We start from the raw sequence: 15915 nt of genomic DNA on the forward strand, positions 1-15915 counted from the left end.
CGCGAAACTGCCGGCCCCGGAAGCACCACAAGGCGTCATCGGCGCGGTACAGGCGAGCGCTGGTGGCCCGAACAAGGCTCCGAAAAGAAACGCAAGCGCCGCCAGCCCTCGCACGGGCAGCCAATCACACAACGGACGCCTGACCTCGGCCACTATCGTTCCCCTCCGGTGATTGCACCATGAGTGGTGCACCATTTAAGGTAGCGCTACCATTTGGGGCGGGCGACGGTCAACTCACACTCGAATCAGGCACATTACTTCCCACTGGATTGACCAGTGAGACTTCTCCGTTCCGTCGGCGTCGGATGAGTCGGCCCGAATGCTAGGACCAGTAGGGAACCCAGACCTGCCGCAAGCGGACCAGCGCCTCCAGATAAAAATAGTCGCCCCAGATGCAGGCCTCGTCGACGCCGGCGCCGTTCGGCATGTGGTAGACCGCATGGAGCAGCAGCGCATTGGAGCCCTCGAGCGGCGCGACATAGGCCGTGCCCAGCCGCTCGACGATTCGCCACGCCCACCCGGCATAGCTCTCGCGACGGGGATCGGAGAGCGGCAGCGCCTTGACCAGCTCGAGCAGCCCGCAGGCCGCGATCGCCGCCGCGGAGCTGTCGCGCGGCGCCTCGCCGTCTCCGGTGAAGATCAGATCCCAGCAGCAGATGCCGTCGCTCGGCAGCCGGGCGAGGAAATAGTCGGCGAGCCGGGCTGCGAGCTCGAAATAGCTGTCGTCGCCAGTGTGCAGCCCGCCGAGCGCGAAACCGTAGATGCCCCAGGCCTGACCCCGCGCCCAGCAGCTTTCGTCCGAATGGCCCTGATGGGTGCTGCCGAAGCGCGGTTGGCCGGTCGCCGTGTCGACATAATAGGTGTGATAGGTCGAGGCATCGGGCCGAACGAGCAGCCGCGCGGCCTGGGCGAGGTGACGGTGCGCGGCCTCGGCGAAGGCCGGATCGAGCGTTTCGCGCCCTGCCCAGAACAGCAGCGGCAGGTTGAGGTTGCAGTCGATGATCATCCGCCCGCGCTGCGCCGGATCGCGCATGTCGCCCCAGGCCTGGATGACATCCGCGACCGGATCGAACCGCGCGAGCAGCAGCCTGGCGGCATCGAGCCCAGCAGTGCGGCCAATCTCGCTTCCCGTCAGCCGGTGCGCCGCACAAGCCGAGAGCGTGTAGAGGAAGCCGAGGTCGTGATGATCGACGTTGATCCGCCGCTCCACGCGATCGGCGAAGGACAGGACGTCCCGTTCCGCCGCCAGCCGATAGCGCACCTCGCCGGTCAGCTCCCAGGCGAGCCACAGCATCCCGGTCCAGAAGCCGTTGGTCCATTCGACATTGTCGATCGGCGCATAGACCCCGCTTTCGCTCGACGGCGCGGGGAAATGGTCGACGAACTGCGGCATCGTGCGGTCGAGCCGCGCAAGCGCAGCCACGATCAACGCATCGACCTGTTCGGGCGTGGGCTGGGTCGGCGGCAGCAGCGCGGCCGACGTGTCGTTCGCCGTCATCGCGCCGCCGATCCCAGCGGTGCGACATCGCCGCTGCCGGCCGGATCTAGCCCCGCAGCAGGTATGCCTCGGCCCCTCGCCCTTCCCGCCCGTTCAGGCGGCGTCGGCGACAGCGCGAACCAGGACGCGACCCAGAACAGCAGCGCGAGGCCGGCGATGGCGAAATAGGTGTTCTGGAAGCCGATCAGGTCATAGCCCATGCCCGCGATCGGCGACAGGACGGCAAGCCCCAGCGAATGGCCGAAGCTGACGCCCACCATATAGACGGTCGAGGCGTGCCGCGCCTCGAAATGATAGGCGATGTAGCGGAAGAGCGAGACCGCCAGGATCGGCAGTTCGATCGCATGCAGCATCTTGCATGCCGAGATGGCGAGCGGCCCGGCGGCGAGGCCGGAACCGGCGATGCGCACGATCATGATCGCCGTCGCCAGCATCAGCCCCCGCGTCGCACCGATCCGCCGCACGAGAAAGGGCGCGGCGAACATACCCGCGGCCTCGACGAAGATCTGCGCCGAGTTGAGATAGCCGAACATGGCGTTGCCGGCCTCGGGCGTCGGGAACAGCGAGGAGAAATAGAAGGGGAACTGTTGATCGTAGACCAGATAGAGGTTGGTCACGCCGAGGATCAGCACCATGAATCCCCAGAACTTGGGCTGGGTAAGCAGGGCGGCGGACTGGGCAGGCGTGAGCCGGTCCGCCGCCGCCTGCTGCCCGGGATCGGGATCGATCCGGGCAAATGCCAGGATCGGCAGCAGCAGCAGCCCGGCCGCGCTCGCCAGGAAGAAGTTGATGCCGGGATCGAGGTTGTAGAGGCGCCCGGAGAAAGCCGCCGCGGTCGCGAAGCCCAGCGAGCCCCACAGCCGCACCCGGCTATATTCGAACCCGTACCGCCGCCCGACGCGGTCGACATAGCTTTCGAGAGCATAGCTGCCGGCGATGAAGGTGACGCCGAGATAGATGCCGCCAGCGACCGCGCCGACGACGATGTTCCAGCGCAATAGCGGCGCATAGGCGAAGGTGAAGAACAGCCCCGCCATGACGACCAGCAGCGCGATGCCCGCCGGCACCGCCTTGCGGAACCCCATCCGGTCGGAGAGATATCCGTAGAGCGGCTGCGCGCACATCGCGCCGATGAAATTGGCCGAGAAGACCGTCCCCGCCTCGACACCGTTCAGCCCCAGCGTGCGGGTGAGCCAGATCGACAGCAGCGACATCGCCATCGCCTGGGCGAAGAAGAAACAGAAGAGGAAGGCGCTGAGCACTACATAATTGCGCCTCGTTTCGGACACGTCCGGACCCTCTCGAATCTGTTATCGATATCATATACGCCTGCCGAATCATCGGTGGCAAGGCCCGAGATTGACCCGCCCGGGAAAGCTGTTATCGATATCAGATAGCCGGCTCGCTTCCGCGATCGGTACGACAGGATATCGCGGGGCTCAGCGAAAGCAAGAACATGGCGGCGAGCGACGACCGAGAGCCCGGCGGAACGCCCAGGCGCGCGACCGTGACCATCCACGACGTCGCCCGCCATGCCGGCGTCTCGTCGATGACGGTCTCACGCGTCATCAACGGCGCCAGATACGTCAGCAAGGACATGCGGGAGAAGGTCGAGGCGGCGATCCGCGCCCTCAATTACTCGCCCAACCTCACCGCGCGCAGCCTGAAGCGCGACGTCCGCATCGGCGCGCTCTACAGCAATCCGAGCTCGTCGAACCTCGCCGCCTTTCTGATGGGCGCCTTCCGCCAGAGCGGCACCAGCGGCTGCCAGTTCCTGATCGAGCCGGGCGTGACCGAGGAGGAAGCGCTCGACGGCCTCGAGCGGCTGATCGAGGCGGGGATCGGGGGCGTCATCCTGCCGCCGCCGCTGTGCGATTCGGCGCTGGTCCTGGAACGGGTCGAGCAGGCCGGCGTGCTGCCGCTCGCCTTCGCGACGGCCAAGCCGCGCGAGGGCATCGCGGCGATCGTGGTCGACGACTACAAGGGCGCATTCGACATGACGCGCCACCTGATCGCGGCGGGGCATCGCGCGATCGGCTTCATCCAGGGCGATCCCCGGCATTCGCCCTCGCAGCGCCGCGAACAGGGTTATCGCGCGGCGCTCGCCGGCGCCGGTATCACCATCAAGCCCGAATGGATCGCACCGGGCCTGTTCACCTACAAGTCCGGGCTCGATGCCGCCCGGCTGCTGCTCGCCGCCTCGCCACGCCCTACCGCGATCTTCGCGAGCAACGACGACATGGCAGCGGCGGTCTCGGCGGTCGCGCAGGGCATGGGCCTCACCGTGCCGCGCGACCTCAGCATCGCCGGCTTCGACGACGCGCCGATCGCCTCGACCATCTGGCCCGAGCTCACCACCATCCGCCAGCCGATCGCGGACATGGCGGCGACGGCGGTGGCGATGCTCAGCGATCAGGTCCGCGAGGTCCGTGCCGGCACCTCCCCTTCGCCGCGGCATGTGCGCGAGATGCTGACGCTCGTCGAACGCGATTCGATCGGCCCCGCGCCGGAACGATCCGCCTAGCCACGCTCGAACAGGATCGCCTGGCCGCCGGACGGGGCAAGCGCGAGATCGAGCCTGTCACCGGCCGTCACCAACACCTCTCGGACCACGACCGGCGTCTGCCGGGCCTGCGCCGCGGGCGGCCCATCGGCGAAGATCTGCGCGCGCCACCGCCCCGCGCCCAGGAAATCGAGCGGCACCGTCAGCACCCTCGCCTCCTCATTAGTCATCGCCCCCAGGAACCAGCGTGCACCGTGGCGGCGCGCGACCGCGACATATTCGCCGACCGCGCCGGCAAGAGCCCGGGTCTCGTGCCAACTCGTGGGACATTCGTCGAACCAGCGCAGCTCGGGCCAGCCGCCGGCGTCATATTTCGCCGGCTCGTCGTACCAATAGAGGAAGGTGAGCGGGTTATAGTAAACCGCCGCCATCGCGAGCTGATGCGCGTTGGTGGTCTGGTTGCGTTCGTGGGCGTAGCAGATCGTGTAGTCGATCGGTCCGCCCAGCGCGCGCGTGAACGGCAAGGTCACGTTGTGCCGTGCGGTCGGGAACTGCTCGTTGCCTCGCACCCCTTCGAGCGCGACATAGTTGGGCAGCGTCCGCTCGAGCCCCGCCGGCCGCAGATTGTCGTGAAGGTTGACGAGCAGCCGGTGCTCGCCGCAGCGGCGGACGAGGTCGTAGATGAAATCGACGTCCTCCTGCCGCCCTTCCCAGACGAAGCCGAACTTGATCCCCGCCACGCCCCAGTCGCGATAGGTGGCGAGGATCGCATCGAGCTGCCGCATCGCCGGCACGCGATCGACGTAGAGGATCATGCCGATCCCCCTGCCCTTCGCCGCCGCGATGATCCGCGCCATGTCGAGCCCGGCGATCGGCACGGTCGCATCGCTCGGGTCGGTGCCGTCGCCGTACCAATGGGCGTCGAACTCGACGAAATCGAGCTTGCGGCGCGCGGCGAAGTCGACGCAGGCAAGCGCGCGCTCGGTCGTGTAGGGCTTGCGGATACGTAAGGCGCGGCCGGGACGGACCCAGGAGACGTTGCCGAGCCGGTTGGGCGTGGCGAGCGACGGGATCAGCCCGGCCTTCTCGATCAGCTTGGCGGATTCCGCCGCGACAAGAACGACCCGCCACGGTGTCTCGAACGGGGTCTCGACGGTGAAGACCGGCGCCGCATGGGTATCGCCCGGTCCCGAATAGCCGGTCGCGCGGCCGGGGAAGCGCATGAGATGCGTGGCGATGGTGTCACGGCCGGCGCTCCGCACCATCATCCGCGGATAGTGCAACCGATCGGACTCGCAGACGCAAAGCGCCAGTCCTTCCCGCGTCGCAACGTGGAGCGGCGGATCGGCGAGCGGTCCCTGATCGGTGCTCCGGGTGAGGTCGGGATGCGGCACCGGGGCGATGTCCCCCGGCGCCGAGACCTGATACTCGCCTTCGTCGCGGCTGCTCCACACCCGGGCGCCCGCGGGAAAGCAGAGCTCGGTCGCCTCACCGCCCAGCGCCAGCCGGCCGCCCGGCGCCTCGTGCAGCACATAGCGCACTGCAACGCCGTCATCATGCGCGGCCAGGACGATACTGAAGGCAATGCCGCGCTCCCGATCCTCGAAGCGAGCCTCGAGCAGGTTGCGGCTCGCGTCATAGCTTTCGGCAATGCCATAGGGAGGGCGCCATTGCTCGCTATGGGCGTGTACGCGATGGCTGGTCAGCACCGCTCCCGGTCCCAGCAGCCGTCCATCGGACAGCACCAGCGCCAGGCGGGAGGACTCGAAGATGGGCTTGCCGCCGAAGCTCGCCGACCAACGGGGAAAGTCGCCGGGGCCGCTCGGCGGATCGAGGCGGACGACGATGGCGCCGTTGGGGGAGCGCGCCTCCAGCGGTGCCCGCCCCGCGGCATGCGCAGGTGCCAGGCTGCCGACGCCTGCGGCGGCCAGCGCTCCCGACATCAGCTCGCGCCGACGAATGCCGCTTCGCGTTCCTTCCACTCCTCTCCTCCACAATCTTCTTGCGCTCGCCCGGGGCGGGTCGCATACTGGTATCGATAACAGAACCATATCGAAGAGCAAGCACGGTCGGAGGGGGTCGATGGCAAAATCCGCGGAACGAGGCTCGATTCCCGCGTGGCGACGGCGCGGAGCGCATGTCCTGCTGGCGTGTTGCTGCGCGCTGCTGACGGCCTCCGCATCCGACCGGATCGAGGACGGCCGCTGGTTCGCCGACCAGGGCGACGGCACCTATCGCAATCCGGTGCTCATCGGGGACTATTCGGACCCGGACGTGGTCCGCGTCGGCGACGATTATTATCTCACCGCATCGTCCTTCGCGAATGTGCCGGGGCTGCCGATCCTCCACTCGCGCGATCTGGTGAACTGGACGATCATCGGCCACGCCCTGCCCGAGCTGACGCCGGAGGCGCATTTCCGCACGCCACGCCGCGGCGGCGGCGTCTGGGCGCCGGCGATCCGCCATCACGGCGGACGCTTCATGATCTACTACCCCGATCCCGATTTCGGCATCTTCCGGGTGACCGCCACCGACCCGCGGGGCCCGTGGTCCGCGCCCGAACTGGTCGATGCGACCAGGGGCGCGATCGACCCAGCCCCCTTCTGGGACGAGGACGGCACCGGCTGGCTGGTCCACGCCTTCGCCCGCAGCCGCGCAGGCAAGGCCAATCTGATCGTGCTCAAGCGGCTCGACCCCGACGGCGGCAGGACGGTGGGCGAGGTGCGGACGATCATCGACGGCGACGCGCTGCCCCCGGTCGCGACCAGCGTGGGACTGCGGCCGTGGCAGACGACCGAGGGCCCCAAGCTCTACAAGCGCGACGGCTGGTATTATGTCCTCGTACCCTCCGGCAGCGTGAAGGGCGGCTGGCAGGGCGTGTTCCGCAGCCGGCGGATCGAGGGGCCCTATGAGGGGCGCAACGTGCTCGACCAAGGCACGACCGACGTCAACGGCCCGCACCAGGGCGCCTGGGTGACGACGCCGTCCGGCGAGGACTGGTTCCTCCATTTCCAAGACCGCGACAGCTATGGCCGCGTCGTCCATCTCCAGCCGATGGCGTGGCGGAACGGCTGGCCGGTGATCGGCGCCGATCCCGACGGCGACGGCCGCGGCGAACCGGTCGCGCGACACCGCAAACCCATGGGCCCGGCCCAGCCGCGCACGGCGCCGGTCGCCGACGACGAGTTCGCCGGCCCCTTGTCGCTCGCCTGGCAGTGGAACAGCAACCCGGACGCCGACTGGCTGACGCTTGCCGACGGACAGCTCCGCCTCAAGTCGGTCAGCGGATCGGCCAATCTCTATGAAGCAGGCAACCTGTTGTCGCAGAAGCTACCAGGGGAGGCGTTCACCGCCACGACGTTGATGCACTTCCAGCCACTGCGATCCGGGGAGCGCGCCGGGCTGGCCATGCTCGGCCAGCGCTATGCGTGGATCGGAATCGAACGCCAGGGCGATGCGCTCCGCCTCGTCCAGGGCCGGCGCGACGGGATCGAGCCGTCGCCTCCCGAACAGCGGACTTCGGGACCGCTCGCCCCGGACGGCCGAGTCTGGTTGCGGCTGGAGGCGGCGCCGGTGACGACCCGCGTCGGACCGCCGGACTTCACCCCCTATTGGCCGTCGATGCTGCGCGAGACGCACATGCGCGTCCGCTTCAGCTACAGCCTCGACGGCATCCGCTTCGTCCCGCTCGGCGAGGCTTTCGAGAGCCGCCCCGGCCGCTGGGTCGGCGCGCAGATCGGGTTGTTCGCCCAGGCGCAGGACGGCACGCCCGCCAGCATCGCCACCACCGTCGGCCATGCCGATTTCGACTGGCTCAGGATCACGCGATGACCCGGCTCTGCCTTGCCCCTGCTCTCCTCCTCACGCTCGCGGCACTTCCCGCGTCGGCGCAGAGCCAGACGCTGCGCATCCACGCGCCGCCGGCCGGCAAGGCGTTCTGGACCCATCTCAACGACGATTTCACCGTGCGCGTCCGGGTGCCGGGCGGCGAATGGCAGGACCTCTACGAATATGACGTCAAGGTCGATCTCGACCGGCCGCAGGATGCCTCGATGGTGGCGTTCGACATGGCCGGGCCGGTGGAGGTCTCGGTCAAGAAGAACAACGGCGATGTCCGGCGCGTCGAGGTGCGGCCCACATCCGCAGGCGTCAAGGCGCGGCTGGTGGGCAACACCGCCTATTTCCGGCTCGACCGGCCGGCGAAACTGTCGATCGAGTTCGACGGCGACCGGCTCCACAATCTCCACCTCTTCGCCGACGCGCCCGAGCCGGAGCTGCCGCCGCCCGGCCCCGGCGTCGTCTATTTCGGTCCGGGCGTTCACCCGCTGCCGGAGGGGCAGAAGAGCTTCCGTATCCCCTCCAACACCACGGTCGTGGTCGCGGGCGGTGCGCTGGTGCAGGGCAATATCGAGATTCGCGACGCCGAGAACGTCCGCGTGATCGGCCATGGCATCATCGACCGCCCGGAGCAGGGCATCACCATCGCCCATTCGCGCAACGTGACGATCGACGGCCCGATCTTCATCGACCCCAATCACTACACAGTGGCGTGCGGCCAGTCCTCGAACGTCACCATCCGCGACGTCAAGTCGTTCAGCGCATCGAGCTGGAGCGACGGGCTCGATTTCATGAGCTGCTCCGACGTGCGGATCGACGGCGTGTTCATGCGCAATTCGGACGACACCATCGCGATCTACGGATCGCGGTGGGACTATCGCGGCGACGCGCGCAACTATCTCGTCACCAACTCCATTCTGTGGGCGGACATCGCGCATCCGATCAACATCGGCCTCCATGGCAATGCCGAGGCGCCGGAGGTTCTGGAGAACCTCGTCTTTCGCAACATCGACGTGCTCGGCCATGACGAGGACGAGCGCGACTATCAGGGCGTGATGGCGATCTCGAACAGCGACAACAATCTCGTCCGCAACGTGCGGTTCGAGGACATCCGCATCGACAGCATCGAGGAAGGGATGCTGTTCAACTTCCGCGTGCTCTTCAATCCCAAGTACAGCCACGCGCCCGGCCGCGGGATCGAGGACGTGACGATCCGCAACGTCCGCTTCAAGGGCGGCGACATCAACCGGCCAGTGATCGCGGGTTATTCCGCCGACCGGATCGTGCGCGGGGTGACGATCGAGAATGTGACGGTCGGCGGCGCCCCGCTGCGCAGGTCCGACATTGACGTCGGCCAGTTCGTCGAGGGCCTGACAGTCAAATAGCGGGCTCATCCGCTGACAGCGACGAGCGCACCACCTCCCCTGCTACCCAAATCGGCGAGCTACAGCAGAATCCCTATTGCACAACGTTTATGTGATCGATAACAGATGCTTCTGCTACCGATAACATATCGGGGCACGATTCGCCCGGTGAGGACGATCGGCGACGGGACGCGGTACCACCTGCGTCATCGCCGGTGCCGCCGAACGAGGGAGGGGATGATGAAGAGTTTCACGAAATTCGCCTCGGTGCTCCTCTGCACCACCGCAGCCGTACCCGCCTGGGGCCAGCAGGCCACGCAGCAGCCGGAAACGGCAGCTCCCGACGCTACCGCCGAGCAGGAGATCATCGTCACCGGCATCCGCGAGAGCCTCCAGTCCTCCGCGCTGCGCAAGAAGAACACGCTGGAGGTGGTGGACTCGATCACCGCCGACGACATCGGCAAGCTGCCCGACAACAATGTCGCCGCGACGCTCTCACGCGTGCCGGGCGTCCAGGCCTATCGCTTCGGCGGCGAATCCGCCTCCCCTGTCGGCCAGGGCAGCGGCCTCACCATCCGCGGCCTCTCGGGCCAGACCGCATCACGGGTCGACGGCCGCGCCTACATCACCGCCGGCGGCCGCGAGTTCAACGTGGAAGGGGCGAGCCCAGGCATGGTCGCCGGGATCGACGTCTACAAGAACCCGTCCGCCGAACATATCGAGGGCGGCATCGGCGGTCTCGTCGACATCCGCACGCGCCGACCGTTCGATTTCAAGGGCACCGCCCTCTCCGCCTCGGTCGGCGGGCGGTACAACGACCTGGGCAAGAAGGTGCAGCCGGAGCTGTTCGCGCTCGGCTCGACCCGCTGGAAGGTCGGCGACGGCGAGATGGGACTGCTGCTCGCCGGCTCCTATTCGCGCAGCTTCAACCGCGGCGACAACAATCCGGCCGGCGGCGGCACCTCGATCCGGCGCGCGATCAGCGGCGACAGCGCAGAATATGCTTCCAACATCGGCACCGGCCTCAACCTGAATCCCGCCTATGTCGGCCGGTCGGACGTCGTCTATCTGGCCGACGTCGCCAATCCGCTCGCCCTACCGGAGGCCCAGCGCGCCAACCTGGTCTCGACCGTCACCGAAGCGCATAATATCTTCCAGGAAGACTATATGCGCACCCGCAAGGGATTGAACGGCGCGTTCCAGTACAAGCCGACGCCGGACCTCGAATTCTACGTCGACGGCAACTACAATTACTACCAGTACCATCAGAACTATCGGTTCCTGAACATCGCCAATTCGCGATACGTCCAGAACCTGACCACCGTCCCTTTCGCCATCGACGAGGCGCTCGCCAACCGCAACGCCAACGGCGGTGCCAACGAGCTGCTGTCCGGCACCCGTCTTGCCACCGGCACCTTCCTGGGATCGGGCGCCACCTCGATCGGCGGCGATGAGAAGAGCGACTATACCACCTGGCTGATCGCCGGCGGCGTGCGCTGGCAGGTGACGCCGCATTTCGATGCCCATTTCGACTATTCCTACGTCAAGGCCGACCGCAGCACCGACAACCGCGCCGTCACTCTTTCGGCGCGGAGCGGCCTGACCTGGGACGTGACCCGCGATCTCACCACCAGCCCGGCGCAGCTCGGCATTTCCGGGCCCGATCTGGCGAGCCCCTCGACCTGGGTGCTCAACAACTACGCCAACGGCACCAACCAGGCGTGGGACGATGTGGCCGGCGCGGCGGCACTCGACCTGCGCTACCGGTTCGACGATTCGCCGATCAAGGCGATCAAGGTCGGCGTGCGCTATTCGGTGCTCGAGGATCGCTACCGCAACTATTCGTTCAGCGGCCGCAACCTGACCACCGACGGCCTTCCGCTCGCCGCCAACCAGTCCAACGCCATTCCCGTCACCGCCGTGCCGGATCTGTTCGAGAACTCGCCGACCAACTTCATGAACGGCAAGATGGGCTATTCGGGCGGCTATCTGGTCTTCTCGCCCGATGCGCTGCTCGGCGACAATGTCCGCGCGCGCTTCCCGAACGCGGGAATCCTGCCCGAGGACAACCTTGCCGAGAACCTGCTCGCCCGGCGCTTCATCCGCGAGCGCACCTATGCCGGCTACGCGGTCGCCGACTATGGCTTCCTCGACGACAAGATTCGCGGCAACATCGGCGTGCGCGCGGTCAGGACCGAGACGTTCGCACGGGCGATGGTGAACTCCCAGAGCGCGCCCGGTGCACCGATCGTCATCGTCCCCAACGAGACGAGCAGCTCCTATTGGGACGTGCTGCCGACCGCCAATCTCGCCTGGTATGTGACGCCGAAGACGATCGTGCGCCTCGGTTACGGCAAGGGGATCACCCGGCCGAGCGTCGACGCGCTCAATCCGACCATCACCGTCGACACCAACACCGGCCTCGGCAGCCGCGGCAATTCCGAGCTCAAGCCGCAGCGTGCCGACAGCTACGACGTCTCGCTCGAACATTATTTCTCGTCGGTGAACTATGTCGCCGCCGCCTTCTTCTACAAGCGGATCAAGGGCTTCTTCAGCGGCATCTCCAACTGCGAGACGGTGGCGACCTTCCCGCCCTATACCGGCACCCTGCCCAACGGCTGCACCGGCGGCCAGTATTTCATCACTCAGACCGTCAACGCCGCGACCGGGGACGCCAAGGGCGTCGAAATCTCCGGCCAGACCTTCTTCGACTATCCCTTCCTGCCGGATTTCCTGCACAAGTTCGGCGTGGCCGGATCCTTCACCTACGTCGACACCAAGAACCCGCTGACGCTCAACGGCCAGCTGACCGATACGCCGCAGCCCTTCACCTCCAAATACAACTGGACCGCCTCGGGACTCTACGAGGACAGCTTCCTGTCTGCCCGCATCGTCTACACCTACCGGTCCAAGGCGATCCTGTTCGGCGTCGCTGGGAACCCGATCGACGGCCGCTACATCGACAACTTCGGCCTGCTCGACGCGTCGGTCACCTTCAACCTGCCGGCGAACTTCTCGCTGTCGTTCAGCGCCGAGAACCTCACCAACGCCGCCGCCAACCGCTATGTCGGCGAACCGGCGCTGGCGACCGGCATCGAGCGCCAGCATTTCGTCAACGGCCGCAACTTCAGCGTGACGCTGCGCTACCGCTTCGGAAGCTGAGACATTCTCCGCCGGGCTGGCCTCCACGCCAGCTCGGCTCTATCCAGCCAAGACGCGCATCGATCGATAGCGCCTTTGGCTTGGACGCCCGAACGCCTCCATCTTACCAACCGACCGGAAGACGGGCAGCGGAACGCGCCCTGTTCGGAAGGAACGGCTGGCATGACGACGATGGCTCCCCAGGAAATGGCAAAGCGGCTGGGGAGCGGACTGCTTTCCTTTCCCGTCACCCATTTCGACGCGGAGGGTCGCTTCGTCGAGGACGCCTATCGCGCGCACTGCTCGTGGATGCTCGAACATGACCTGGCCGGCCTGTTCGCGGCGGGCGGCACCGGCGAGTTCTTCTCGCTGACGCCGGACGAGATCGCGGCCGTGGTCTCCGCCGCCGTCGCCGAGGCCAACGGCCGCCTGCCGGTGATCTCGGGCTGCGGCTACGGCACCGCCATCGCCACCGGCATCGCGCGCGACGCCGAGAAGGCGGGCGCCGACGGGCTGCTGCTGCTGCCGCCCTATCTGGTCGGCTCGAAGCAGGAAGGGCTCGCCGCGCATATCGAGGCGGTGTGCAAGGCGACCGGCCTCGGCGTCATCGTCTACAACCGCGACAACGCCGTGGTCGACGATGAGACCCTGGCTCGCCTGTGCGAGCGTAACCCCAATCTCGTCGGGTTCAAGGACGGTGTCGGCGACATCGAGCTGATGACGCGCATCTTCGCCCGCATGGGCGACCGGCTGACCTATATCGGCGGCCTCCCCACCGCCGAGACCTTCGCGACCCCCTATCTCACCATGGGTGTCACGACATATTCGTCGGCGATCTTCAACTTCATGCCGGAGTGGGCCCTCGCCTTCTACAAGGCGGTGCTGGCGAAGGATCAGACAACAGTCCTCGATCGACTGCGCGAGTTCGTCCTCCCCTACATCGCGCTCCGTAACCAGGGGCGCGGCTATGCCGTGGCGATCGTCAAGGCGGGGATGCGCATCGTCGGCCGCGACGCCGGTCCGGTCCGCCCGCCGCTGACCGATCTCACCGAGGCCGAGCATGAGACACTGCGATCGCTGATCCGGCGTGCGGCGCCCCAGGCTCTCGCCGCCGCGGCATGAGGTGACTAGGCTGGCGCGATGTTTGAACTGAGCCAGCTCCGCTGCTTCGTCGCCGCCGCCGAGGAGCTCCACTTCGGCCGCGCGGCGCAGCGGCTCAACATGACCCAGTCGCCGCTCAGCCGGCAGATCCAGCTGCTCGAGCGCATCCTCGACGTGACGCTGCTGGAGCGCACAAGCCGGCAGGTCAGCCTGACCCCCGCCGGCCGCGTGTTCCTGATCGAGGCCAAGCGGATCGTCCGCCTCGCCGAAAGCGCGCAGCTCTCCGCCCGCCGCGTCGCGAAGGGCGATGCGGGCAAGGTCGCGATCGGCTTCACCGCCGTCTCGGGCTACAGCCTGGTGCCGCAGATCGTCGCCCAGGCCCGCGCCACGCTCCCCAACATCGAGCTGGAGCTGAGGGAGATGGTCACGACCGACCAGGTCGAGGCGCTGCTGACCGGCCTCATCGATATCGGCTTCGTCCGCCCGCCCGTCGACCGGCACGAGTTCGACACATTGTGCGTGCTGCACGAGCCGCTGGTGGTCGCCCTCCCGGCCGGCGATCCCCGCCAGGCGCGGGCGGAGCTGGAGCTCGCCGATTTCGACGACGAGCCGCTCATCATGTACGCGCGCCAGGGCGCCGGATACTTCCACGCCATGCTGGTCCGCCTGTTCGACGAGGCCGGCGTGTCGCCGCTCTATGTGCAGCATGTGACGCAGATCCATTCGATGCTGGGGCTGGTCCATGCCGGGCTGGCGGCGGCGATCGTGCCGGAATCGGCATCGGGCCTGCATCTGATGGACGTCCAGTTCCGCCAGCTCAGGACCACGCCCGCCCAGCCGGTCGAGCTGCACATGGCGTGGCGGCGCGACAACAGCAATCCGGCGCTGGAGGCAATGCGCAACCTTTGTCGCGAGGTCACCGGATGATCGATCGCCGCACCGTCATGGCCGGCCTCGCGGCCGCGCCGGCGATGGGATCGATACGCCTGGCAGGCGACCCCATCGCGGTCACGCGCGCCGGCCGCGTTCGCGGGCTGGTCGAGGACGGCGTGACGGTGTTCCGCGGCATCCGCTACGGCGCCGACACAGGTCCGCGCCGCTTCCGCCGTGCCGTGCCGCCCGCGCCATGGACCGGCGTCGCCGACGCCACCCGCTACGGCCCCGCATCGCCGCAGACGCGCGCGGACGAGCCGACCAGCGAGGACTGCCTGTTCCTCAACGTCTGGACACCCGCGCTCGACCGCGGCCGGCGGCCGGTGATGGTCTATTTCCACGGCGGCGCGCACAGCCACGGCTCGGGCTCCGACCCGCTCTACGACGGCGGCGCGCTGGTCCGCCGCGGCGACGTGGTGGTGGTGACGGTCAACCACCGGCTGGCGGGGCTCGGCTACGCCTATCTCGCCGCGCTGGGCGGCCCGGCGGAATCGGGGAACGTCGGCAATCTCGACCTCGTCCTCGCGCTGCAATGGGTGCGGGACAACATCGCCGGCTTCGGCGGCGATCCGGGGCGGGTGATGATCTTCGGCCAGTCGGGCGGCGGCGCCAAGGCGGTGACGCTGATGGCGATGCCCGAGGCGCGACCGCTGTTCCACCGCGTGGCGACGATGAGCGGCCAGCACGTCACCGCCGCCGGCCCCAACCACGCCACCGAACGCGCCCGCGCCTGGATGGCCAAGGCCGGCGCACGGACCGTCGCCGAGCTGGCGGCGATGCCGGTCGAGCGCCTGGTCGAAGCGATGGCGATGACCGACCCGCTCGAGGGCAAGAGCGAGATCAGCTTCGTATCGACGCTCGACCATGGCGTGCTGCCGCGCCACCCCTTCTACCCCGATGCCCCGCGTGAAGCCGCGCACATCCCGCTGATCGTCGGCAACACCCATGACGAGACCGGAATATGGCTCGCCGAGACGCTGAAGCGCGGCGATACCACCTGGGAGAACCTGCCGGCCCGGCTGACGCGCGAGACGGTGAAGGACCTGTCGTCCGACTACGTCATCCGCCGCTATCGCGAGCTCTATCCGGAGAAGACGCCGGGCCAGATCCTGCTCGCCGCCTCCACCGCCGGCCGGTCATGGCCGGGGCATCTGATCCAGGCCGAAGAGCGGGCGAAGATCGGCGCACCGACCTGGATGTACCAGCTCGACTTTCCCTCGCCGGATGCGGGCGGCGTGCTGGGGGCCTTCCACTCGCTCGACATCGGCCTGGTCTTCGACAACACCCGATTGCCCGCCGCACGCACCGGCGACGGCCCGGATGCGCGGCGGCTGGCGGGGCGGATGGCGGACGCCTTCATTGCCTTCGCGCGCACCGGCGACCCGAACTGCGCGAGCATTCCGAGCTGGCCCCGCTTCGACCTGGAGCGGCGACCGACCATGATCTTCGACCGCGAGGTGCGGGTGGAGAATGATCCGCGGCGTGAGGAACGACTGCTGTTCGCGGTCGCGCCCTACATCAAGCCCGGCGGCTAGGCT

General features: G+C 67.7%; 10 protein-coding genes. 7 read left to right on the top strand and 3 right to left on the bottom strand.

Annotated features, from left to right (window positions below; translation table 11 throughout):
* Positions 1-322: 322 nt before the first annotated feature.
* Positions 323-1498 (bottom strand): glycoside hydrolase family 88 protein, encoded by a 1176-nt coding sequence (locus AC2YHA_RS06390; RefSeq protein WP_487400798.1) that lies wholly within the window; start codon positions 1496-1498, stop codon positions 323-325.
* The gene (locus AC2YHA_RS06395) at positions 1495-2787 is read right to left on the bottom strand and encodes an oligosaccharide MFS transporter (RefSeq protein ID WP_487400799.1); all 1293 of its coding nucleotides are present in this window, start codon (positions 2785-2787) and stop codon (positions 1495-1497) included. The genes AC2YHA_RS06390 and AC2YHA_RS06395 overlap by 4 nt, the downstream gene beginning before the upstream one ends.
* Positions 2788-3005: 218 nt before the next feature.
* Here AC2YHA_RS06395 and AC2YHA_RS06400 point away from each other — a divergent pair, with 218 nt between their 5' ends.
* On the top strand, positions 3006-4022 hold the full coding sequence (locus AC2YHA_RS06400; protein WP_233786342.1) for a LacI family DNA-binding transcriptional regulator: 1017 nt from the start codon (positions 3006-3008) through the stop codon (positions 4020-4022).
* Here AC2YHA_RS06400 and AC2YHA_RS06405 read toward each other — a convergent pair.
* Complete coding sequence (locus AC2YHA_RS06405) at positions 4019-5944, bottom strand: glycoside hydrolase family 97 protein (protein ID WP_487400800.1); 1926 nt, start codon at positions 5942-5944, stop codon at positions 4019-4021. The two genes, AC2YHA_RS06400 and AC2YHA_RS06405, sit on opposite strands and share 4 nt — an antisense overlap.
* A 139-nt stretch (positions 5945-6083) precedes the next feature.
* Here AC2YHA_RS06405 and AC2YHA_RS06410 point away from each other — a divergent pair, with 139 nt between their 5' ends.
* From AC2YHA_RS06410 to AC2YHA_RS06435, 6 genes are all read left to right on the top strand, one after another.
* Positions 6084-7832: a glycoside hydrolase family 43 protein gene (locus AC2YHA_RS06410; RefSeq protein ID WP_487400801.1), complete on the top strand. Its 1749-nt coding sequence runs from the start codon at positions 6084-6086 to the stop codon at positions 7830-7832.
* A complete protein-coding gene (locus AC2YHA_RS06415) occupies positions 7829-9223 on the top strand; it encodes a glycosyl hydrolase family 28 protein (protein WP_487400802.1) in 1395 nt (464 codons plus the stop codon). Before AC2YHA_RS06410 ends, AC2YHA_RS06415 begins: the two co-directional genes overlap by 4 nt.
* Positions 9224-9442: 219 nt before the next feature.
* A complete protein-coding gene (locus tag AC2YHA_RS06420; protein WP_487400803.1) occupies positions 9443-12364 on the top strand; it encodes a TonB-dependent receptor in 2922 nt (973 codons plus the stop codon).
* A 162-nt stretch (positions 12365-12526) separates the two neighbouring features.
* Entirely contained in the window at positions 12527-13465 is a 939-nt protein-coding gene (gene kdgD / locus AC2YHA_RS06425; RefSeq protein ID WP_487400804.1) for a 5-dehydro-4-deoxyglucarate dehydratase, read from the top strand.
* An 18-nt stretch (positions 13466-13483) separates the two neighbouring features.
* Positions 13484-14371, top strand: coding sequence for a LysR substrate-binding domain-containing protein (locus AC2YHA_RS06430; protein ID WP_487400805.1), 888 nt, complete (start codon positions 13484-13486; stop codon positions 14369-14371).
* The gene (locus tag AC2YHA_RS06435; protein WP_487400806.1) at positions 14368-15912 is read left to right on the top strand and encodes a carboxylesterase/lipase family protein; all 1545 of its coding nucleotides are present in this window, start codon (positions 14368-14370) and stop codon (positions 15910-15912) included. The genes AC2YHA_RS06430 and AC2YHA_RS06435 overlap by 4 nt, the downstream gene beginning before the upstream one ends.
* Positions 15913-15915 lie beyond the last annotated feature (3 nt).

This window comes from Sphingomonas sp. SRI_018 (assembly GCF_057586275.1).